This window comes from Sphingobacterium sp. NGMCC 1.201703, assembly GCF_047784615.1.
Classification (GTDB): domain Bacteria; phylum Bacteroidota; class Bacteroidia; order Sphingobacteriales; family Sphingobacteriaceae; genus Sphingobacterium.
The window spans coordinates 62,301-85,193 of record NZ_JBLOHD010000010.1 but is presented as its reverse complement, the minus strand read 5'-3'; the positions used below and the strand labels follow the sequence as shown (position 1 = coordinate 85,193).

The 22,893-nt window shown below is 41.7% G+C and carries 15 protein-coding genes; 4 read left to right on the top strand and 11 right to left on the bottom strand.

All coding sequences use genetic code 11. The features are described 5' to 3' along the window. The first annotated feature begins 30 nt into the window (after positions 1-30). The 4 genes from ACK8HY_RS18975 to folP all read left to right on the top strand — a co-directional run bounded on the left by ACK8HY_RS18975 (position 31) and on the right by folP (position 3,048). Positions 31-849, top strand: coding sequence for a 2,3,4,5-tetrahydropyridine-2,6-dicarboxylate N-succinyltransferase (locus tag ACK8HY_RS18975; protein WP_077438248.1), 819 nt, complete (start codon positions 31-33; stop codon positions 847-849). Positions 850-877: 28 nt separating this feature from the next. After that, positions 878-1,456 carry an L-threonylcarbamoyladenylate synthase gene (locus tag ACK8HY_RS18970; RefSeq protein ID WP_416134500.1) on the top strand — a complete coding sequence of 193 codons (579 nt, stop codon included), beginning with the start codon at positions 878-880 and terminating at the stop codon, positions 1,454-1,456. A gap of 219 nt (positions 1,457-1,675) precedes the next feature. Further along, entirely contained in the window at positions 1,676-2,155 is a 480-nt protein-coding gene (locus ACK8HY_RS18965; protein WP_416134499.1) for a DUF4920 domain-containing protein, read from the top strand. Positions 2,156-2,208: 53 nt separating this feature from the next. Then, complete coding sequence (gene folP, locus ACK8HY_RS18960; RefSeq protein ID WP_416134498.1) at positions 2,209-3,048, top strand: dihydropteroate synthase; 840 nt, start codon at positions 2,209-2,211, stop codon at positions 3,046-3,048. A 46-nt stretch (positions 3,049-3,094) separates the two neighbouring features. Here the strand turns inward: folP and ACK8HY_RS18955 are convergent, their stop codons facing one another. From ACK8HY_RS18955 to ACK8HY_RS18905, 11 genes are all read right to left on the bottom strand, one after another. Then, entirely contained in the window at positions 3,095-4,111 is a 1,017-nt protein-coding gene (locus tag ACK8HY_RS18955; RefSeq protein ID WP_416134497.1) for a cytochrome-c peroxidase, read from the bottom strand. Between the two features lie 172 nt (positions 4,112-4,283). Further along, on the bottom strand, positions 4,284-5,150 hold the full coding sequence (locus ACK8HY_RS18950; protein WP_416134496.1) for an MbnP family protein: 867 nt from the start codon (positions 5,148-5,150) through the stop codon (positions 4,284-4,286). 29 nt (positions 5,151-5,179) lie between these two features. After that, positions 5,180-7,168, bottom strand: a complete 1,989-nt coding sequence (locus ACK8HY_RS18945; protein WP_416134495.1) for a TonB-dependent receptor plug domain-containing protein — start codon at positions 7,166-7,168, stop codon at positions 5,180-5,182. A 5-nt stretch (positions 7,169-7,173) separates the two neighbouring features. Further along, complete coding sequence (locus ACK8HY_RS18940; RefSeq protein WP_416134494.1) at positions 7,174-8,115, bottom strand: hypothetical protein; 942 nt, start codon at positions 8,113-8,115, stop codon at positions 7,174-7,176. A gap of 328 nt (positions 8,116-8,443) precedes the next feature. Continuing rightward, positions 8,444-8,824 (bottom strand): hypothetical protein, encoded by a 381-nt coding sequence (locus ACK8HY_RS18935; RefSeq protein ID WP_416134493.1) that lies wholly within the window; start codon positions 8,822-8,824, stop codon positions 8,444-8,446. A 110-nt stretch (positions 8,825-8,934) separates the two neighbouring features. Further along, the gene (locus tag ACK8HY_RS18930) at positions 8,935-10,269 is read right to left on the bottom strand and encodes a DUF5125 domain-containing protein (protein WP_416134492.1); all 1,335 of its coding nucleotides are present in this window, start codon (positions 10,267-10,269) and stop codon (positions 8,935-8,937) included. Between the two features lie 11 nt (positions 10,270-10,280). Further along, complete coding sequence (locus ACK8HY_RS18925) at positions 10,281-11,753, bottom strand: glycoside hydrolase family 30 protein (protein WP_139351227.1); 1,473 nt, start codon at positions 11,751-11,753, stop codon at positions 10,281-10,283. A gap of 36 nt (positions 11,754-11,789) precedes the next feature. Beyond that, positions 11,790-13,310 carry a RagB/SusD family nutrient uptake outer membrane protein gene (locus ACK8HY_RS18920; protein ID WP_077438258.1) on the bottom strand — a complete coding sequence of 507 codons (1,521 nt, stop codon included), beginning with the start codon at positions 13,308-13,310 and terminating at the stop codon, positions 11,790-11,792. Positions 13,311-13,320: 10 nt separating this feature from the next. Further along, complete coding sequence (locus ACK8HY_RS18915) at positions 13,321-16,293, bottom strand: SusC/RagA family TonB-linked outer membrane protein (protein WP_416134491.1); 2,973 nt, start codon at positions 16,291-16,293, stop codon at positions 13,321-13,323. A 243-nt stretch (positions 16,294-16,536) separates the two neighbouring features. Then, complete coding sequence (locus ACK8HY_RS18910) at positions 16,537-18,066, bottom strand: DUF6377 domain-containing protein (RefSeq protein ID WP_416134490.1); 1,530 nt, start codon at positions 18,064-18,066, stop codon at positions 16,537-16,539. 276 nt (positions 18,067-18,342) lie between these two features. Next, complete coding sequence (locus ACK8HY_RS18905; protein ID WP_416134489.1) at positions 18,343-22,893, bottom strand: efflux RND transporter permease subunit; 4,551 nt, start codon at positions 22,891-22,893, stop codon at positions 18,343-18,345.

Below are 22,893 nucleotides of genomic sequence, written 5' to 3'. Positions count from 1 at the left end.
TAAACAAATTCAAATAAGCAAACAAATAATATGGTAGAGCCACTTAAAAAATTGATTGAGGAAGCTTGGGAAGATAGACAATTATTGGAGTATAAAGAATATACAGAAGCGATTCGTACCGTGATCATGAAGCTAGACAGCGGTGAAATCCGTGTAGCGGAATTGATCGGCACGAGATGGCATGTAAATGACTGGATCAAGAAAGCTGTGATCTTGTATTTCCCGATCAACGATATGCGTGAAATGACAGCTGGTCCTTTTGTATTCCATGACAAAATGAAGCTAAAAACAGACTACAAACATACTGGTGTACGGGTTGTTCCTGGTGCTTCTGCCCGTTTGGGTGCTTATTTAGCAAAAGGGGTCATCATGATGCCTTCTTATGTTAATATCGGAGCCTACGTAGACGAAGGCACAATGGTAGATACCTGGGCGACAGTTGGATCTTGTGCTCAGATCGGTAAACATGTGCACTTAAGTGGTGGTGTTGGTATCGGTGGCGTACTTGAGCCAGTTCAGGCAGCTCCGGTTATCATTGAGGACAATGTATTTATTGGATCAAGAGCGATCGTTGTTGAAGGTATTCGCGTCGAAAAAGAAGCGGTGTTAGGAGCAAATGTCGTATTGACTGCATCAACCAAAATTATTGATGTTACTGGACCTGAACCAGTAGAATACAAAGGCTATGTCCCTGCCCGTTCGGTTGTCATCCCTGGATCTTATACTAAAAAATTTGCCGCTGGCGAGTATCAAGTTCCTTGCGCATTGATCATTGGTCAACGCAAAGAATCGACCGATAAGAAAACATCATTAAATGATGCTTTGCGTGAGCATAATGTGGCTGTCTAATTCAAGATCAGAATTAAAAAAATAAAAAATGAGTGCATTTGTGGATCGAGAGGATCTGAACATGGCGTTGGAAACGCTGAAAGCTGGTGGGTTAATCTTATACCCAACAGACACCATCTGGGGAATAGGCTGTGATGCCACCAATCCTGATGCAGTAGAGAAAGTCTTTCAGTTGAAAGGGAGAGATAAGTCCAAAAGCCTGATCGTCCTTTTACATAACGACAACCAATTGGCTAGTTATGTAAACGAAATCCCTGATGTTGCTTATCAACTTATTGAATATACAGACAAGCCCCTGACCATAGTCTATTCGAATGCCAAAAATCTTGCCCCCAATGCCATTGCAGAGGACGGCTCGATCGGCATTCGAATTGTCAAACATCCTTTTTGCGAACAGCTACTGCAACGTTTCCGTAAGCCCATCATCTCTACATCCGCAAATATCAGCGGCGAACCGACAGCAAAAGATTTTGATGAAATCGCTGAAGAAATCAAAACAGGTGTAGATTATATTGTCGCATACGATAGGCATGTGAAAACGGACGGTAAGTCGTCTACCGTAATGAAACTGGATCCAAGTGGTAAATTTGAATTTATTCGAAAGTAATATAAAACAGGTAGGTAGGGGAAAATCGACGGTAAATTGTCTACCGTAATGAAACTGGACCCAAATGGCAATGTGATTTTTCATGGCCAAGGTAAATTGAATAAATCGCATATATCCTATTTGAATACCGTCTTTACAGGCAAGCATGATAACTTGGCTCTTATGCCCGGGCAGTAAATCGGATGGCTCCATAAACTTTAAAAATCAACTTCTATACAGATGAAAAAGATTATTTTATTTTTTACACTGTCAATTGCTGTAAGTACACAATTGCATGCACAAAAAAAAGAGGTCCCTTCGGCAAAGCCAGGTGTAAAATATGGAAAGGAAATTCAGTCAGCTAAGGCGATTTCTATTGCTAAATTAGAGAAAGAGTTAAGCAGCAAGCATACATTCACGGGCAAAATTGAAGGTAAGGTTGTTGAAGTCTGCAAAAAGAAAGGTTGTTTTATGACCCTGCAGCGAGATGGCCAGGAGCCGATTATGGTTCGCTTTAAAGATTATGGATTCTTTATGCCTGCAGATATTGTTGGTAAGACCGTTGTTGTCGAAGGGGTAGCTAAGAAAAAAGAAACCTCAGTGGCTAGTCTGCAACATGCCGCAAAAGATCTCGGCAAATCGCAAGCTGAGATTAATCAGATTACGCAGCCCAAAAAGGACATTAATATTGTTGCTGATGGTGTTCTAGTGGTCAGATAAACAGGGCTTATAATCGTTATTCTCTCCCCAGCAGCGGGGAACAATTTATTCCGATGAAAAAATTTCAGACAGCATCTGCCCCATCCATCAACGCCGGTGGAAAACTAATGACATTTGAAAAACCTGTTATCATGGGTATTCTCAATGTAACGCCTGATTCCTTTTTTGATGGTGGCGATAATACCACGGTGGAGAAAGCGCTGGAAAAAGCAGGACATCTTTTAGAAGCGGGAGCTCAGGTCCTCGATATTGGCGCTTACTCTTCACGTCCAGGTGCTCCATTGATCTCTTCACAGGAGGAAATGGACAGAGCACTTCCTCCTATTCAGGCCATTAGAAATACATTTCCAGAAGCCATCTTATCCATAGATACCTTTCGGGCGGATGTCGCCGCTGAAGCTATTGATGCTGGAGTGCACATGATCAACGACGTATCTGGTGGCACGCTTGATGAGGAGATGTTTGCAACAGTAGCCAAGTATCAGATTCCTTATATTCTGATGCATATGCGGGGAACTCCGGAAAACATGCAAGAGCAAACCGAATATTCCGATATCGTGACCGATGTTGCTACTTTTTTGGGACAGGGTATAGCACAGTTAAGAGATTTGGGTGTAAAGGACATTATCCTCGACCCTGGGTTTGGCTTTGCGAAAACAATCGATCAAAATTACGAATTGTTATACCGTATTAATGAGCTCCACTATTTTGGACTACCAATTTTAGGTGGTATATCCCGTAAGTCTATGATTTACAAAAAATTGGGCATTACAGCCCAAGAGGCCCTTAATGGAACTACTGCATTAAACACGTTATTGCTCGAAAGAGGGGTACAGCTCCTGCGTGTCCATGATGTAGCAGAGGCGAAACAGCTAGTTGATCTCTTCTTTTAGAGCAGTGTGCACACTATTTGTATAAACATCGTCGGGGTATGTCGTATTACTTTCCAATAAATGTTGGGTCACTGAGCGTCTCTATAAAAGCGATAATATCTAGCTTTTCCTGTGCTGTTAATGGAATTCGATTCCCATTTTCTTTTAGAATAGGGTCAAGATTTTCTGCATCCAATACACCTTTATCAAAATAATCCAAAACAGACCTTAAGGTTGGAAATTGGCCAAAACTCCCATAGGGGGCCGTATAGATAGCATTTCTTAACGACGGAACGCGAAAGGCCATCTGATCTGACGGACGCCCTGTCACCCGTCCACGTCCTGCTTCCTCCGCATTTGGATTCAATGGAAACCCAACATTCCTAAAACTCTGATCGGTAAATAATGCAGTACTATGACAACTTGCGCATTTACTTTTGAACGTTGCATATCCCCGGGCTTCTTCCGCCGTAAATTGATCGCCTTCATTTCTTTTTACACGATCGTATTTGCTGTTTGCTGAAATCAAAGTATACTCGTATTGTGCAATACTGCGATAAATTCGATCAGCTGTTATCGTTCCATCGCCAAAGGCCTGCGTAAATAATTTTTTATAATCGGCGTCACCAGCGATTTTACCGATAACCTCCAGAATAGAAGAGTTCATCTCCTCATGTGTAATTATCGGAACAAGCGGTTGTTTTTCCAATTGCAGGATATTCCCATCCCAATTATAAAACTTCATAAATGCCATATTTTGGATGGCAGGGGTATTGCGAAATCCCGTCCGTCCGTAAATACCGACAGCCCGTGGCTTGCCATCTGAAAAAGCCAGGGCGGGATTGTGGCAACTCGCACAGGAAATGGTATTGTTTCCGCTGAACCTCTTTTCATGAAATAACTTCTCGCCTAATTCGACCCCATATTTCGTCGGTCTATTTTGCGCTACGGAACTATTTAAAGCTGGAAATTCAGCAGGAGTCTCCAAAACAATTTCAGGATTATTGATTGATTCGTTCACTTCTCTTTTACTGCAGGAGATTGCAATCAACAATGCGGTTAAGACCCATAGGACTGTTTTCATTCGAATACGTGATTTTGTATTAAGAATAACCGCCGATGCGGTTATTGTTGCTGGCCTAACAACAAGAAGCTGTTAGATGTTATAGTGAAACAAGGTCACCCCATGAACATCTGAGACATTACTATTTTTAAAATAAAGCTCCGGATGACCTTGTTATCAATTTATTTTTCCTTTAGTTGTTTTCTACACGTTCAACAGAGAACATACCACTCTTATTCTCTTTGCCATTACCACCAATATTATTTACAAATACTTCCATGGCTGCCATGCTGCTATGCAGGCTCGGTGTAATCGCATTTTTTGCTGTAAGGATTACCTTCGTTTGTCCACTCAACAATTTATCAAAGTCTGCTTTGACGGTGATTTTAGGTGCATTGTTGCCCACGACAGCGGCAGCTGTAAGATCTAATGTAATATCGCGATAGGCATCTACACCCTGTGTATACGTTTCGGGCTTACCCCCTTCTCCGTTCAAGGTGCTTCCTGTATGAACCTGAAATGCTTTATTTTCACTGCCAAAGAAACCTTCGATCTTCGTAAAACGATAGCCAGTTGCCCATTGCCACATCATATCTGTATCGTTGGCACCTGCCGCCGCATAAAATGCCGGAAATCTGACCTGATCCAGTGTATTAATTTCTTGCTTCACTCCTAGTCCAAATTTGAGCTGCCGATATTCCCCGACAGGTATATTGGTCAATACATAGTCCAGACTTGCCGGTTTGGCCTGGTTAACGACAGTAGCACCTTTGTCCAAGTCATTTACATTGTAGGGAACCTCCGTTCCGTCTGCTTTTACAAGCCGGATATTGCTGACAACGTACTTAAGCTCGGAGAGATGATGCACTTGAGCGCTATCGGAAATATTGCTGGTTGCATCAACAGAATTGGCACCCCCCAAAACAATCGTGTTATTTTTAAAGGTATTATTAAAATGTAAACTGATATTGTTGGCGACTGGGCTGTGCTCGTTTTTGCTACAGGCAATCATTACGCATGAAACAGCCACTAAAATCAGATAGTTTGTTGTTTTTTTCATTGTATGTGTTATTTAAATGTGATTGATTTTTAAAAATTGACTTTTAGGGATGTGAAAATATTCCGTCCCATCCGCGGAATATTTCCCCAATCCGCATAGGTGCTATAATATTCATTCAAGAGGTTCTCGGCACCAATCTGAAAGACAGTTTTGAATCTGCCAAGACTGAAACTGTAATCTGCGGACAGGTTCCACAGATTGTAGGCTGCTGTTAGATCTTCACCGTACATGGGGCTGTAATTGTGCTGTGCGAAGTCACCGTTTAGTGAAGTCTGCAAGCCGAGCCGTTTAGATCCATAATGCAGTATTGTCTGATAACTCAATGGCCGTATAAAAGGGAGATTTCCCCCCGCGTCGTCCTTGCCTCTGGCATAGGTAAGCACCGCTTTCCAATGCAGATTATCCAGGATTTTGTAATCCATGCTCACCGCTGTATTAAACAGCGTCGCATAGTTCAACGATGTATAGCCTTTTACACCAACGGATTGATAATTCATGGGGCTTCCTAAACTCAGGATCCGTCCGATGATATAATTGTCGATATAGAAATAGTTGACTTTCGCGGCAACACTTAGTTTTTCCGTTTTGAATCCAACACTGGCATTGACCTCATAAGAAATCTCATTTTTGAGATCAGGATTTCCGATGTAATCATAACGATCAAAGCTATTGTAGATATAATAACCATAGGCTTCCGAAACGGAAGGAGCACGATGTCCAAAGCCTGTTCCGATTGCGATATCAAATTGATTTAAGTTTAACTCGTAACTGGCCTGTAGGCTTGGAAGTACCCTGTTCTTCTTTTGTGGCGCTCCCGGATGAAAAATCCAGTTAAATTCCACGTATTTTGAGTAATTGTAATTCCAGCCTAACGAACCGCCTAAATTCACCTTATTTCGATCGGAAATTTCCCAGGAATTATTCATCGCAATACTTGCAAAACGGGTTGTAATCCAAGGCCAGCTGTAGGCAAACATGGTTTGTTTGGAACGATCCTGAGGATACATCCGCATTTCCGCTATAGAGAGATTATCATAGGCATTCAACTGTATTTCCGAGGAATACTGATCTTTTTTCAAATTTATTTTTGATACCAATCCATAGGTCGTACTCCATCCCGGCATATCCATATGTACCAAATTCTCCGGACGCGTCGTATCATCCATATAGTGCTCCACAGCGTTGAAATAAACTTTGGTATCCCATACTTTTACCAAACCTTCCTCAAACAATTGCTTATAGGATGCGGATGTAATAATCGCACGTGATAACCAGAGGTCCATAGGCAAAGCCGGGAAACCAACATCTTTTGCACGGTCAAATATCGCATCTACCCTGATGGCAGAAAGTGGACTTGTCTTATAGGCTAGACCCAATGATGCATTCAGTTTATTATATTGCGAGTGCAGTACTTCCTTGTTGTTCCCGTCATAATAATTACCTGCGTTACGATAGGCAATACTACCATCGGCAACAAAATTGTCTGTTGAATAGAATAGATTACCAAGATTAAATGCCTGCTTATTATTAAATTCGAATCCTGTCTGATAAGCTCCGCCTATTTTTTGAGGTAGACCAAAGGGGGTGCTCCTCCTTTTAAGGTCTATACTTCCCGCAACAGTAGCCCCATGCATATTCCCCCCTTGTCCGGATTTGATATCAATGGAAGACAGGTTATTACTTTCCACATAGGAAGTTATGGGATCCATCTTATCTGTACAGGCGCCAAATATATGCATGCCATCAATGGTTATGGTTGAACGCTCCGTACTCATGTTATTTAACAGAGGTTCCCATGCATAGGCCCCACGCTTGATAAAGCTGATATTGTCCGATGAAGCCAAAAACTCATCGACGGAGACGGCCATTTTTAGGTCACTTTCAACTTTTCGCCTGACCTGTGCGTCGACATTAACTTCGCCTAACCTTCTGGTTGTATCTCTTTTTTCGGGGGTACTCTGCCCATGTACTTTCAATCCAAGAGAAAGAATAAAAAGAACAGTACTTAATTTCTTCATGACTCTTAGAATAAAATATCGAGATGCAGCTCGCTCTTACGTCCTTCCACTCCCGGTGTAAAATCCTTTGGCACCTCAGTACCACGGACTACTTTTCCATCTGGATCCAACAGGATAAAATTTAATGTCCAATTTCCTGTCATGGTATAATTCACCACACCATGGTATAAACCGTCCCTATCCTGGATCAAATCTTTGTTGTTAGGAGATGAGTGATTGCCCATAGAAGGTTCAGGCATACGTGGGTCTAACTTCAGTGTATAACGATCGGCTTGCGAATAGGAAAACTGTAATTGATCAGCGATGCTGTTCGATGAAGAATCAAGTGGCTTATTCAATTTATAGATACCAGCGACCAATTTATTTTCTGCAATATTGGGTTTCTGCGGAGAAACCAATGCGATGATATATTGCTGATCATCTTTCCCCGTAAAGGCAGTCATATTCAGATTTTTATTTGTCTGCTGTCTGACTGACACCTCTTTTATCAGGGAAACGGTTTGATGACCGACTGTGAAACTGATATCGAGGGTCCAACTTCCTTCCGTGCCACTTTCGTTCGTGAAAACTGTATAACCGAAAAAATACTTATTCTCCGCGTTATAACCGAAATCATACTGATGTGGGCATGAACTCTTCTCTCCTGTAACAGCGGTTTTAATGGGCAGAAATGTAAGAGCCGACACCTCAACCGGCGTATTCGTCTGTGTATCCTTAATTTTCACACGAATATCATTATAGCCGCGATAGAATGTTCCATTCAACGCCTCTATACTGATCGTGTAACCAGCGGTCACAGCACTTGTAACCTCCTTGAATTCAACAACCTCATCAACAACACCTCTTTCGGCTTCATAATCCGTTTTTCCTTTTGTACATGATCCGAGAAAAACGCACGCTATAGCACTATAAAAACCAATGGTTTTTATCAATAAACTTACCTTCATAAAAAAATCCTATCTTAGCTTGACTCACAGGCCGGGCTTTTGGCACGGGGACGAGCTGGAACCCGTCATCCAAAAAACGACGACCTGTCCAAATAAAATTTTCATCTGCTTAAATTTTTATTCAGTACTGATAAAGCGATCAGATTTATTCATCGCGTGTACTAAGCGGCATTCAGCAATAGCTTTGCCTGGTTATTCCTGATACGATCGAATAAATAACGATGGCTCCATCGGAATAAATTATACTTTATAGCCGATGAACTGACCATGAGTAGGTATATCGCTATCAATTAGCAACATACATGTCACGATGACTTCTAAAATGGATTTAAACTAACGGTGGGTGGAAAATTGTGAAGATTGGTCTGTAAGAATAATTTTCTTTATATTCAGGGAACGAGCGTTCCACTTCCTCTTCTTGAAATAAAGAAGAAATCTTAAAATCAAAACTCTGGGAGTTATTGATAAAAACGACGTCGATAATACGTGATTCAAGGTTCTTTTGCTCCTTTTCTTCGTGTTCACGCATTTTCTTCATCAGGATACATTGTCCTCTACACGAGAGTGCCTTATCGTTGAAACGGTTGATACATTCGTAACGGGCGATGTAATCCCGATTTAGCTCAAAAATGGACCATAGCCACACTGTTGAGAAGCTCTGGAGGAGCATCAAAGGCAATAAAATCCATATGAACTGTCTAGTTTTCATCTTGTGAGTTCGGCAAATATATAAATGAATCCCTGAATCCGCAAATTCAATAGGAATATTAAAGTCCCCAAGTAAAGCCTTACCTGGGGACTGAAAAATCAAAAGACAGATTATTTTGGTGCAACTGTAAGTACAGCTTTTTTATTACCGGCGGATAAATCCAGCATAAATTGATAGGTTTTTCCAGCGTCTAAGGTTTTACCCGTTTTGATACCCAGGTTTCCGGAATCACGTCCATTTTTACCGTCACCGATAAAAATCAGATCGCTCGGGGTTGTTACATCCGCTCCGCCAAATTCGCCACCCCAGCCTTTCTGATGGAAAAACTTAAAGTTGATATTATCGGTGTTGATAGACTCCCCAGCCTTTACTGTAATTTGGTACTTCTTATTCCCCAATGGGACTAAACAAAGTGCCTTATCTGTGTTCCAGCCCACCTGATTGTTGGATACCTTTGGTTTTCCAATACCTTCTCCAATAATCCATACAGCTCCAGTACCATCTTCCTGCAATTTAGCAAGGTCATTTCCCGCCATCGCTTCGACGACAAAATACTTTAGCGCAAAATCAGCCGTAATCCGGTATTTTCCATTAATGCCATTAAATGTAATGCTTCCATCGGCTGACTGGCTAAAGAAATCCGGATCAATCCACCAATCTTTCAAATCTTCGATACCATCGATCGTGACCGAATTACCTTTGGTCATATTCAGTTCCGCTCTAAAATGTGTATCATCAAGACGATTAAAAACCGTACCGTCGATCGCGTAGGCGATAATAAAAGGTGATGCCTGATAAGTCAAGGTATTAAATGCGATACTATATACACCAGAGGTTGAATTTGAGAATGGAATATCCAATATGGATCCGAGTGAAATGGCATTATTGACCCATCCAAAAGTCATGTTATTCCCCTGCTCACCAACCTTTGGCGCCTGAATATACCCTTTAACGGAAAATGGAAAATTCTCCTTGGCGGCATATTGATTCCGTCCAGTTTTCTCCATCCGATAAGACTTTGATTCAGTAACCAAAGTGAGGTAAGGAAAGTCCGGACGGCTTAAATCTACTTCAAAAGACTGTTCAGTCTTCTTCTGACTAATATTCTGCAGAACAAACTTAAGCGTCGCTTTTCCATCTGGGATGTCTTTCAAAAAAGGGACATAAATTTTTCCACTATACTCGCCATTCTCTTTTGTACGGATCGTCGTTTCGTTAACTTTATCATCTGTAAAATATAATTGAGCTTTCAGCGTGGACAAAGCGACTTCGCTATCCGATACACGAACATTAAAAACCAAACTATCACCAAAATGAGCAGCAGAAATAGCTGATTTCAATTCAATTTTGGGATCGCCGATTTGATAGACATATTTTTCATCCTTTTTACAGGAACTGACAACAGCTACTGTTCCCAATAGTATATTGATGAGATATCTTTTCATAAGCCCATTATTTAGTTTTTCCACCGATAAGAGACTATTGAATTCGCGGGAACCTCATAGCTAAAATGATTTTTACCATCTGCCAGCGTAATTTTCCGATTATCACTCGATTCATTCAACAATACCACAGCATAGGTTCCGTCCGTATTTTTAAAGGCACTATAGACTAATCCTTCAGCGGTATATCCGGTAGCACCAATGCGAGTTGCCCCAGGCTTCACTACAGATGAAAGTTGACCTATAATATAATAATGCGAATTGCGTGTGATACTCTTGTAATTTGACTTGCTAATATCAACAGCGCCATAACAGGTCTGACAACCGCCCTGGCGATTTGGCCCTTTATCGGTATCCAGCATCAAATTCCAAACAATAACCCCCTTACTCCAATTATTTACTGTTCCCAACGCTACTTCGCGCATATCCTCCATCAAACGCTTGTCAAGGTTACGCCCCTCATTCCATTCGCCAATGGATGTTTCTGTAAAGACTAATTCTTTATCTGGTCGCTGGTTATGAATATCGATGAGCTCGGCTTTATCTCCACCATAGTTATGGTAGGCAGCGCCAGCGATAAAAGAAGCAGCGCCGGAGTCATTATAGATTTTGATCGGATAATCTTCCTGATCGGCCATATTATCATAATTATAATTATGGTCGAAAGCATAGATCTTTGTCGTTATATTTGCGGCCTTTAACTGAGGTCCCAAGGATTGTTTGATAAATGCCTGCTGTTCCTGCCATGACATGTACATTGAAGCAGAATTTTTTCGATTCAATGGTTCGTTTTGAACAGTAATCGAATAAATATTAATGCCCTCTTTTTTCATTGCCTGAATCCATTGCACAAAATACCAGCCGTAATCCTGATAGTATTTTGGATTTAATTGTCCACTGGTCCAGGAATCAAAAGGCCTTAGATCAGTCAGATTATTGACCTTCATCCATTTTGGTGGAGTCCATGGTGATCCCATAATTTTGATGCTCGGATTGATGGCCAGGATTTCCTTCAGCACAGGGATGACATATTGGGTTTCTTCTGACTGAAGTCCAAAATTTTCCTTTCCTTCTTTGTCCCAACAGGTATACTCACTCAATGAAAAATCCGAACAACCGATAGCAATACGGATATAGCTCATGCCTATTCCATCTTTATCGGAGAAAGTCTCGGTAAGAAACTTCTTCCGATCTTCCTTACTCATTTTCATCAGGTTGTAACATGTTGAACCGGTAATAGCCGCACCGAATCCGTCCATTGTCTGAAATTTTTGAGTGGGATTTAAGGTAATTGTATTCGGCGACATATTAAACTTTGTGCTAAAGTCGACGTATTTTCTGGTCAGATCATAGGCGCGCTTTGTATTGGTCATTACCACAGTGACATCGCCAGATTTTTTGATATCATCACCTTGTGAAGGTACGAAGCTATCACGGTTACAAGATGTTGCTGTGATCAAACAGGACAACAAGAATGTATATATCATAGTGTTATTATTACGTTTCATAAACAATTAAAATAATTAGTATCCTGGATTCTGAACTAAGTTAGGATTCTGGTCAATTTTCGGCTGTGGAATCGGCAGACGGTAGGAATTCTTTGTGAACGGATATACCTGCGCCTTTCTTCCTGAATCCTTCGCATACACGGCATTCATGACTGCTTCTACTTTCTCCAAACGGACCAAATCAAACCAACGCTGTCCTTCGAAGGCCAATTCCAGGCGGCGTTCTTTCAGATATGCTTCCAATAAAGCATCTTTATTGGACCGAATTCCCGCAGGTAATTTCGGTAATTTTACACGTGCACGGATCTTATCAATAATGTCAGCTGCTCCGGAAAGATCTGACCCCAATTGGATCTTGGCTTCGGCCTTTAGCAATAAAATATCGGCATAGCGGAGTTTGACGATGCTATTCAAGCCCGAACGCAGCTTGAACATAAAAGGATAATGGTTTGAGGGGTAATAGTTGCTCCAGGTTGTTGTATAATAAACAATGGATTGCGCCATCCGAATTTGGTCTGCTTCATTCGTATATGCCTGAATCAAATCGCGTGATGGTGTGACCCATTTGGCCCAGGTAAATGCATTGTCGTAATTAGACAGGTCGCGGCCAAACATCCAGGTCGCCCAGTTGCCCGATCCAGGCATAAATTGCGCCTCTAAAATTGATTCTTTGGTATTTCGTTGCGCTAAATCGGTCTTTGCCGTATTCAATTCATAGAGATCTCCGTAATTAGGATTTAACTCAAAACCATCTCCAGCCAATGCGTCCGCATACTGAATAACTTTATTGTAATCCCGGAGGGGCTTTTCGGCATAGAGTTTGGCCAACATTGCCCGGGCGACAGACTTTGTAAACAAAGTTTTATTTGCATTGTTGTTGACCGGGGCATCAACCAGAGCCTCCAAAAGATCCTTCTCAATCTGTTTATGCGCTTCCTCTTCGGTCGCCTGTTTGGGGAAATATTCTGGATATACTGCTTCGATATTTTCCGCGGTAATATCTTTTCCCTGTGTTGTGATTACCGGAATGGATCCAAATATGCGCACCATATCAAACATTGCCAACGCCCGAAAGATTTTACCCTGTGCCTTATAGACTTTGATGTCCGCATCACTAATGGATTTATCCGCAACACTATCGACATTGATGATTAAACGGTTGGCTCGCGCAATATCTTCGAGATAACGCGCCCAATCGCGATCAATAACGGAATTAGATCCCTCAATAGAATTATTCTCAAAGGGTACAACTTCGGCTCCTGTTGTTCCTGCGTACGCATTGTCCGCATGGGAATCACCGATCAGTAATAGATCCAAATACCAATGCTCTTGCCTATCGCGCATCTGTTGGTAAATCCCCGAAAGAAAGTTATCAACCTCGCTTTTATTTTTAAAGACGATTTGTGTTCCATTTTCAGTTTTACCTTGGCTCACATCTGTATAACTGTCCAGAGGATCACGATTTAGCGAGCAAGAAGCCAGCAGCAAACCTGTCACAAACAAAGGTAAAACGTATTTAATATTTGTTTTTTTCATCACAATTCAATTAAAATTCTACATTTACACCAAGTACAAAAGATCTATTTTGCGGATAAGTCCCCCAATCGAGACCTTGTACTCTTCCCGAATTTCCCCACTGGTTTACCTCCGGATCCATACCTGAATATTTAGTTAGGGTAAATAGGTTGCTGGCGGAAAAATAAGGCTGGATCTTTTGAATTCCAATCTTTTTCAATCGTTCAGGTGCAATGGAATAACCCAATGAAATATTTTTTACGCGCAAATAGCTTCCATCTTCCACAAAATAAGATGAGTTTCTGATATCAAAGCCTGCTTTAGGCACATGTGTAATCTGTCCCGGAACGCGCCATCTATCGAGTACAACTGTCGTTTGATTACGGCCATCATACATGCCCTCGGTTTCCATTCGGCTCGCATTGAAAATATCATTACCATAAGTGCCCTGAAGAAATATACTTAAGTCAAAATTTTTCCAGGAAAAGTTATTTGTCAATCCATATACAAATTTAGGATTGGGATCTCCAATATAAGTCAGGTCGGAAGGAGATGTTTTGCCATCAGCATTCAGATCTCTATACATCAATTCGCCTGTCTCTGGATTTACACCATCGGAGATATAACCGTAAAATCCACCTAAAGGCCTGCCAGGCTCATTCCTAACGACCGTTGCATTGACTAAGTTATTTGTAACCGCATCGTTGTAGATTTTTGTAAAGACCAGTTTATCGAGACGGTTCTTATTAAAGGAAATATTGAAATCTGTATTCCATGTAAAATCGCCTGTAAGATTTTTGGAGCTGATGCCAATCTCAAATCCTTTATTGGTCATCTCCCCCTCATTCCGTTTGATTGTACTCGCCGAAGAAGAGCCTGTAGGCAAGCTCACTTCCATCAACATATCTGTTGTTTTTTTATGGTAGTAGTCTAAGGTCAGGTTCAATCTATTATTTAATGTAGAGAAATCAATCCCCACATTTGCCTGAGTGGTCGTTTCCCATTTTAGATCTGTTGCTCGCAATGTAGTCGAATTCCCAATATTTGGCGGAGAATATTGGTATTTGTCCTCAAACCAAGGTAAGCGCTGAATTACATTGAACGATAGATAAGAATAGTCGCCAAGTCCGGATTGGTTACCGGTCTGGCCCCATCCGCCACGTATTTTCAGATCATTGATCCAGTCCACATCTTTCATAAAATCTTCTGCGGATAAGCGCCATGCGGCTGACACCGAAGGAAAATATCCCCAACGACCAGAAGGGCTTAATTTAGACGATCCATCCGCACGCATATTTGCAGTTACAAGATATTTTCCATCGTAATTGTACATCGCACGGGCAAAATAAGATAAGATAGCCCAATTGGACGCTCCTGATCCTGTTCCATTCCATGAAATCTTATTTGCAGCATTGAGTGTCTGAATAATTCCGTTAGCATAGTTGGAACCATAAATATAACTATTGGTATATTTTGAATCGGTCCAGGATGAACCCGCCATCGCCTCCAAGCTGTGTTTTCCGAAGCTTCTGCTATAAGTCAGCACATTATCCCAGGTCAATACCGTGTTTGTGTTTCGGGCATCGGAAGCTTCTCCAAACTGATTTCTACCCTGTTGTGTAATCCAGGGATCTAAAAATGTTGTCAGTACGCCCGATCGTCTGTCCATTGAAAATGAAGACTTCCAGGTTAAATTGGGCATAAAGGATATCAAAACACTTCCTGTCGCCAATAACCTATTCTCACGATTATTGTTATTCTTGGTTCGTTCAAGATTTTCTAAAGGGCTGTTGATATTTAGCCCATTAAAATTGGTGTTGTACCGATCGGGGAACAAAGGATCCCATATAGGTGCATAAGTTGGTGTATTGATGATCGAAGTAACTACTCCACCCCGATTAGATCCATTACCTGATATAATTCCGTTGGTATTGTAATCCGCATAAGATATATTAGCGTTAACCTTCATCCATTTTTTTACCTGATTGTCTATATTCGCTTTGAAGTTATAGCGTCTAAAGAATGAACCTTGCAGCGTGCCTTTCTCAGTCAGATAGCCCCCACCCAAATAATAGCGCAATTTTTCATTACCATCAGAGATTGATAACTGGTAATTCTGTTGAACTCCGGTTTTATAGGTTTCCTTAAACCAGTCTGTTTGATCAGTAAGCCCTTCTGGCAGTTTAACATAACCTGTCTCCTCCATCAATTCCTTGTATTGCGCGGTATTCAATACTTTTACGGTATTATTTACGACATTTGCTGTCGCCTGCGCTCCCAAGGTAATTTTAGCTTCCCCTGCTTTTCCGGATTTTGTGGTCACAAGAATAACACCATTTGCTGCGCGCGACCCATAGATAGCCGCAGAAGAAGCATCCTTTAAAATCTGGATGTCTGTAATATCACTTGGCGATAGAAATTTGATGTCCTCAACAGGTAATCCATCGACAACATAAAGGGGATCGTTTGATCCATTGAATGATGTTGTACCCCGGACTTTAATTGACATTTCCCCTCCTGGTGCTCCATTGGGCTGGATCACCGATACACCGGCCGCCTTGCCTTGTATAGCCTGTCCCAAACTTACGACCGGCCTCTTCTCCAAATCTTTGGTTGATACAGAAGATATTGCAGTAGTTACGTCCTTCCGTTTTACGGCCCCGTAACCAATGACAATAACATCTTCAAGGACATTAGTCGCAGCGTTTAGCTGAACAGTCATGGTACTATTGGCGGGCAACTCTTTGTTGTCATAGCCAATAAAACTAAATTGAAGAATACTGCCTTGTGAGGCCGAAATCTGGAAACGACCTTCTCCATTACTGGAAACTGCATTGCTGGTGCCCTTTTGTGTGATCGTTACGCCAGTGAGTGGTTTTTGATCCTGGGCATCCAGCACCCGCCCGCTGACCTGAATACGGTCCTGTGCAAATACCGAATTCAACCAGGCACACAAGAAAACCAGCCCCATGGAAAAGGTTACTTTTCGAGTAAAGTAAATCATATGAAATAAAAAATTGGTTATTGTTTTGTTTTTGGTTATTCCAAATTGCGAGGAGTTTCCCCTGCTCCATCGCTCAAAACAAAACTAGCAGGACCCAGACAGGGAAAAAAGTGCCGGTACTTAAAAAGTACCCGTAAAAAATTACAAACAACTGAAAAACAATACTTTTGGAAAATAAAAGCAGGATAAAAAGTACTAAAAAGAGATAGATTTCATTTCTGTATTATTACTTTTCTGGTAGTTTCACTGCTTATTAAGCCGATCGATGGTTGCAATTTGACAAACTGAAGCCTCAAAGGTATCCCGATTGCCGGCGGCTTTGTTGCGTACTTTGGTTCTGTAGTTGTAAACCGTGCGCAGGGAGTACCTCAGGAAACTGGCGATCTTAACGGAGTCGTCTATGCCTAAACGAATCAGTGCAAAAATACGCAGTTCTGTATTGAGCAATTCGCTTTTCTTCGGATATATCTTCTCGTCCTCCTGAAGAAGTGCATTAAATTCGTCAACAAATGTGGGATAAAGATTTAAAAAGATCCGATCAAAATTGATATACAGTTGCTGTATTTCTCTTTCCTCCATCTGCGTTGATTTCAATTGTTCACGAAGTGCTTCCCACTGCTGATTGCTTGCCTTCTTCAGCAAAGCCTTTCGTATATCCTCCATTTTGTCGATATAACTTGAGCACATATCAAAAAATTGCGCGATATATTCTTCCTTAATGTGATTGGACTCGGAGAGTTTAAGATTCGTTTGATTGATTTCACTGTTCAACGCGCGTAACTGCTGATTGGTTCCGGACAATTCGGATCTGATTCTACGCAGATGCTGTACTTGACGATAAATCACAATCAATCCAATAATAACACCGATCAACAAAAAACTGACCACAACAATCAAGGCAATCAACTGTTTATTCTGACTATTGATTTTCTGCTGATATGCAGCATTAATGATCGGGTAGGAAGAAGTACCCTCGATAATGCGATAACGAACTTTACATTGCATTGCGTCATCGATTGCCTTTTCAATATAGCGAAAGGCACGATCAAAATCCTGTTTATCATAGTAAGTTAGTGCTAGATCATGAAATGACGCATTGTCCCGATTTGCCATTTCAATATCCGCACTTGCCGACACAGTCAGATAATAAAGTTGGCCGGCCGCATTTTTTTCGTATTTATAGATCAAACTGATAAAATAGGACAATAAGGCCCGCTGTTCGAGGTCTTTTTGATTTTGTTTCCAAAGGTCGAAAAATTGTTTTTTTGCATCTTCCCGACTGCCATTAAATAAGGTTTTTATCGCCATGGTCGTCCGGTATTCCAAGGAAGATTTCGGCAAAACCTGTAATAGGGAATCGCGATAACGTTCGCTTGCCTGATAATATTCCTGACGATTGTTACTTTGCCCGTAATGACTATAAAATGAACTATAGGTATCGTAATATTTGGCTAAAAGTTTGGTACCAAGAGCTGCGGGATTAATCTCATTCAACAATTTTGATGCTTCAATATAACGGCCAACCGTCGAATAAACCCAGGCTAAATCAAGTTGAATAACTGTATGAAGTGAATCATTATTAGGTGGAGCTAATTTTTGGCAAAGCGTGATATAGGTAAGTGCAGCATCTGAATCGAATTTCTTATAGTTCTGAAAGATTTCGTAATTTTTTTGAAAAAAGCGACTTCTATCAGTTTCCAGTGCTTTCGCTTCCCGTTTTAGTTTATCCAGCTTGTCTTCCCGATTTTTTACATACATCTTCTGATTTTCCATTAGATATTCTAAGCGATGAAAAATCTTGGTACTATCCGAATAATCCTGAGCAGACAATAAACAACTCAAATGAAATAGAAAAATGAAAACAATAATGCGCTGCAACATAATAAGGCTCGGTTCAACATCGTCAAGCTAAACTACATAAAAATAACAATAAAAAAGAGGACATCTCACGACGGCCTCTTTTTCTACCCCTGTTAGGGGCCTAAGAATTAACAATTTAATTCTTTATCGCATGAAAAATAGTTTTCTTATTTTTATTCAAAGGTGGATTTATTTCCACCCGCCACCCAAAGCTTTGTAAAGTAAAATCTGGTTCAAGGTATTTTCTTTCTCCAGTTCAACTTTTCCAATCTGAGCTTCCAAGGATTCCTTTTGCGCTGTAACCACATCCAGTGATGTCACGCGGCCAGCGATAAATAGCTCCTGCGCCGCTTCAATAGAAAGGTCCAAGGCTTTTACATGTTCGTCTACAAATGTTCTACGTTTACTGATTGCCTCTTGGGTCATAATCACATTAGAAACTTCATTATAGGCGTTCACAACAGATTTCTCATAGTCTAGAAAGGCAATTCCGTAATCGGCTTTTGCAACTTCATACTGTGTCTTCAATTGCCGTTGATTTAATATAGGCAGCGTGATCCCTCCGAATAAATTATAAGCGATGGATTTGTCCAGATTAAACAATTTGTTGAAACTGAAACTCTGCAAACCGATAAAAGGACTAATGGCCACCGAAGGCAAAAAAGCCAGTCGTGATGCTTCCTGACTATTTGAGGATGCCATCATCTTCAGATAGGCTGCTTTGATATCCGGACGCTGGTTGACCAGATCGTCTGGCGTCCCGAAGGCCATTGCATGGTATAGACTTGTGTTCTCAACGTATTCACTGCGCTTGATAGGTTGATAATACCTTCCCAGTAATCCGTTGATATGATGTTCCCAAAGCGCAATTTCCTGACTTAATTTCTCCTTAGCAGATTTAGAGTTTGCCAATAATGCTTTAAACTGCTGAACAGACAGTTCTGTGGCATAACCGGCATCTTTTTTTACCTCCACCACTTCAAGCGCATTGGTATGCAGTTCAATATTGCGGTTATACACCTTGATCTTTTGATCTAAAGCCGTTAACTCATAATAGGCAGTCGCGATGTTGGATACCAATTCCGTTTCCAACAGGCGTTTTCCCTCCTGTTCAGCCAAAAAGCCAAAATAAGCAGCTTGTTTTTGGCTTTTTAATTTACCCCATAGATCGATTTCCCAAGAAGAACGAAGTCCGATGAAATAATCAGGAATAAATGGTTCAGGCAGCTTTTCATCACTTTTTAAATTATCTGAAAAGTTTGAATCATAGTTACCGATCCCTGATTCCGTATAGTGACCATACTTACGTATCCCGCCCTCGACAGCGGCTTCGACTGTAGGCCCCAATGCTGCTTTCCGCTGTTTAAAATAAGCTTGTGCAGATTCCAGTCGTAAGATGGATTGACGGACATCGATATTATTCTTCAGAGCGGAATCAATCAATGCGACCAGATGCGGATCCTTAAAGATTTCCCGCCAGGATCGATTACCCACATTTACGCTATCCATGGCAGTCCTTTCTGAAAAAGTCGTTGGTACGGCTACTTTTTCAGGCTGCGCCGCCTTCTTAGGGACGGAACAACTACCGAAAAGAATGAGCGCAGCGATCACTAGTGAAGTCTGTTTGATGACCTGTTTTTTATTCTCTTTTTTCGAGAATAAGATGACCAGCCCCGGGATAACAATAACTCCTAATATCGTCCCAATAAGCATCCCGCCGACCGCAGCTGTACCAATACTTCGGTTACCCAAAGCTCCGGCACCACTAGCCATCATCAAGGGAATCAATCCGGCAATAAAGGCAAATGAAGTCATTAAAATAGGACGCAAACGAGCCACAGCACCTTCAATAGAAGCTGTTACAATATCCATTCCCTGTTTATATTTTAAATTAGCATATTCGACAATTAGGATGGCATTTTTACCCAAAAGACCAATCAGCATGACTAAAGCTACCTGGGCATAAATATTGTTTTCCAAGCCAAAGACTTTCAGGAAGATAAAGGCGCCAAAAATTCCGGCTGGTAAACAGAGTAGAACCGGCAGCGGCAATAAAAAGCTTTCGTACTGGGCGCACAACAACAGGTAAACAAATAATAGACAGAGCGCAAAAATATATAGCGCCTGATTTCCTGAAATCTTTTGTTCGCGCGTCATTCCGGACCATTCAATGCTATAGCCTTGTGGCAAAGAAGAAGCAATCTTTTCCACTTCTTCGATTGCTTGTCCCGAACTGAAACCCAGTGATGACTGGCCAGTGATCATGGCCGAGCTAAACATATTGTAGCGCGTAATCTGTTCAGGGCCATAGATACGTTCCATGGAAATAAACGCATTATAGGGTACCATCTCGCCGGTTTCATTCTTGACATATAGCCTGAGGACATCTTCTGGTCGTTGACGGTACTCAGGTCCAGCCTGCACCATCACCTTATACATCTGTCCGTAACGGATGAAATTTGTCGCATAGAGACTACCCATCAAGGTCTGTAAGGTATTCATCGCATTTTCTACGGATATCCCTTTCTTAGCGGCCATGTCATAATCCACTTTGAGCATATATTGTGGAAAGTTAACGTCAAAACTGGAACTGATATCCTGGATAACTTCACTTTTTTCCATATCCTCCATAAACTTCTCCAATACCTCTGCGGTCTTATTCAGATCCTCATTACCGCTACGGTCCAACAAGCGTAATTCAAATCCGGAAGAGTTACCGAAGCCAGGAACCGTAGGTGGCGGGAAAAAATCAATCTGCCCATCGACAAAATCTTTCGTTTTCTCCCTTAGTTCTTTGATCACATCATCCACCGTCTGATCACGTTCTTTCCAGGGTTTAAGGTTGATCATTCCCATCCCATAGGAAGCACCCGATACCTCGGTCACGATACTATACCCTGATAAAGTTGAAACCGTTTCAACAATATCCAGTTTACGTGCGACGGAATCGATCTTATCCAACACACGTTCGGTACGATCCACCGTAGCCCCTGGAGGCGTAGTGACAGCGACATAGATCATCCCCTGATCTTCCGTCGGGATAAACCCCGATGGCAATATAGCGCTACTCCCCCAAGTCGCTACGAAGAATCCTCCCAGCAATAGTAACGTAAGTCCGCGCCGCGCACTTGTTTTCACTAAGATTCCTTTATATCCGAAAGCTGTGCGGTCATATATCGCATTGAATTGTTTAAAGAAACGATCTAACCAATTATTGGAAGGTTTACGGTCGTGGGGTGACCGCAGGAAAAGCGCACATAGTGCTGGTGTCAATGTCAAGGCATTTATACCTGAAATCACAATGGCAGCAGCCAAAGTCAGCGAAAACTGTCGATAAAATATCCCGACCGGACCGGAAAGAAAAGCAACGGGTACAAACACCGCTGACATGACCAGCGTGATCGCTACTACAGCGCCCCCCACTTCTTTCATTGCCTCTAAGGTCGCCTCCATAGGCTGCAAATGTTCTTCCTCCATTTTGGCATAGACGGCCTCTACGACCACAATACCGTTGTCGACCACGATGCCGATGGCCAATACCAAGGCAAATAGCGTTAACAAGTTGATCGAAAAACCTAACATCTGCATGAAAAACAAAGCACCGATCAGACAGACCGGAACCGCTAGAATCGGGATAACAGTCGCTCTAAAATCCTGTAAGAAGATAAACACGACAATGAAAACCAATAGAAATGCTTCCAACAGGGTTTTGATCACCGATGAAATAGAAGCATCCAAGAAACGGGAAACATCATAACCCATGGTATAAGTCATACCTGCTGGAAACGAAGTCTGTTTCAATTCCGCCATCCGATCTTTTACCCGTTGAATAACTTCTTGTGCGTTTGATCCGGGGAGCTGTTTTAACATGATCGAGGCAGATGGCCGACCATCCGTCTTAGAAACCATTTCATAATCCAGGGATCCGAATTCAACATCGGCGACATCCTTAATACGGATAATCGAACCATTTGAATTTGCGCGAATAGGCACATTGGCATATTCATCAATTTCTGTAAACTTTCCAGGGTAACGCAATACGTATTGTTGCATATTACGCATTTTATCGGAGCTGATACCCGTCTGCCCAGGAGCAGCTTCAATATTCTGTTTACGCAAAGCAGCAACCACATCTTCCGCAGAGATATTATAGGCTGCCATACGATCGGGCTTTACCCATACACGCATCGCATAGTCGCGCATACCCATAATCTGAGCGAGACCTACCCCTTCAATACGTTTAAGTTCCTTCAGGATATTGATATCGGCGAAATTATAGATAAAGCGTTCGTCAGCAGTTTCGTCGTCGGTAAAGACATTCAGGTACATCAACATGGAGTTGACTTCTTTCTCTGTTGTTACACCGGCTTTGATAACTTCCTCGGGCAATTCATCGAGCACTGTTGTCACCCTATTCTGAACATTGACCGCAGCAATATCTGGGTCCGTTCCTACTTCGAAGAAAATCTGTATCACCGTACTTCCGTTATTGGTCGATACGGAGTTCATGTAGGTCATACCCGCCACACCATTAATTGCTTTTTCAAGTGGGATAGCAACGGCATTGGTACTAACTTCAGCGTTTGCACCGGTGTAATTAGCGTTCACAACTACCGATGGAGGAACGATATCCGGGAATTGGGTAATCGGCAAGGTAAATAATGCCAGTAAACCCAAAAGTGTAATAAAAACCGATATGACCAGCGATAATATGGGTCTTTTTATAAATGTTTCAAACAT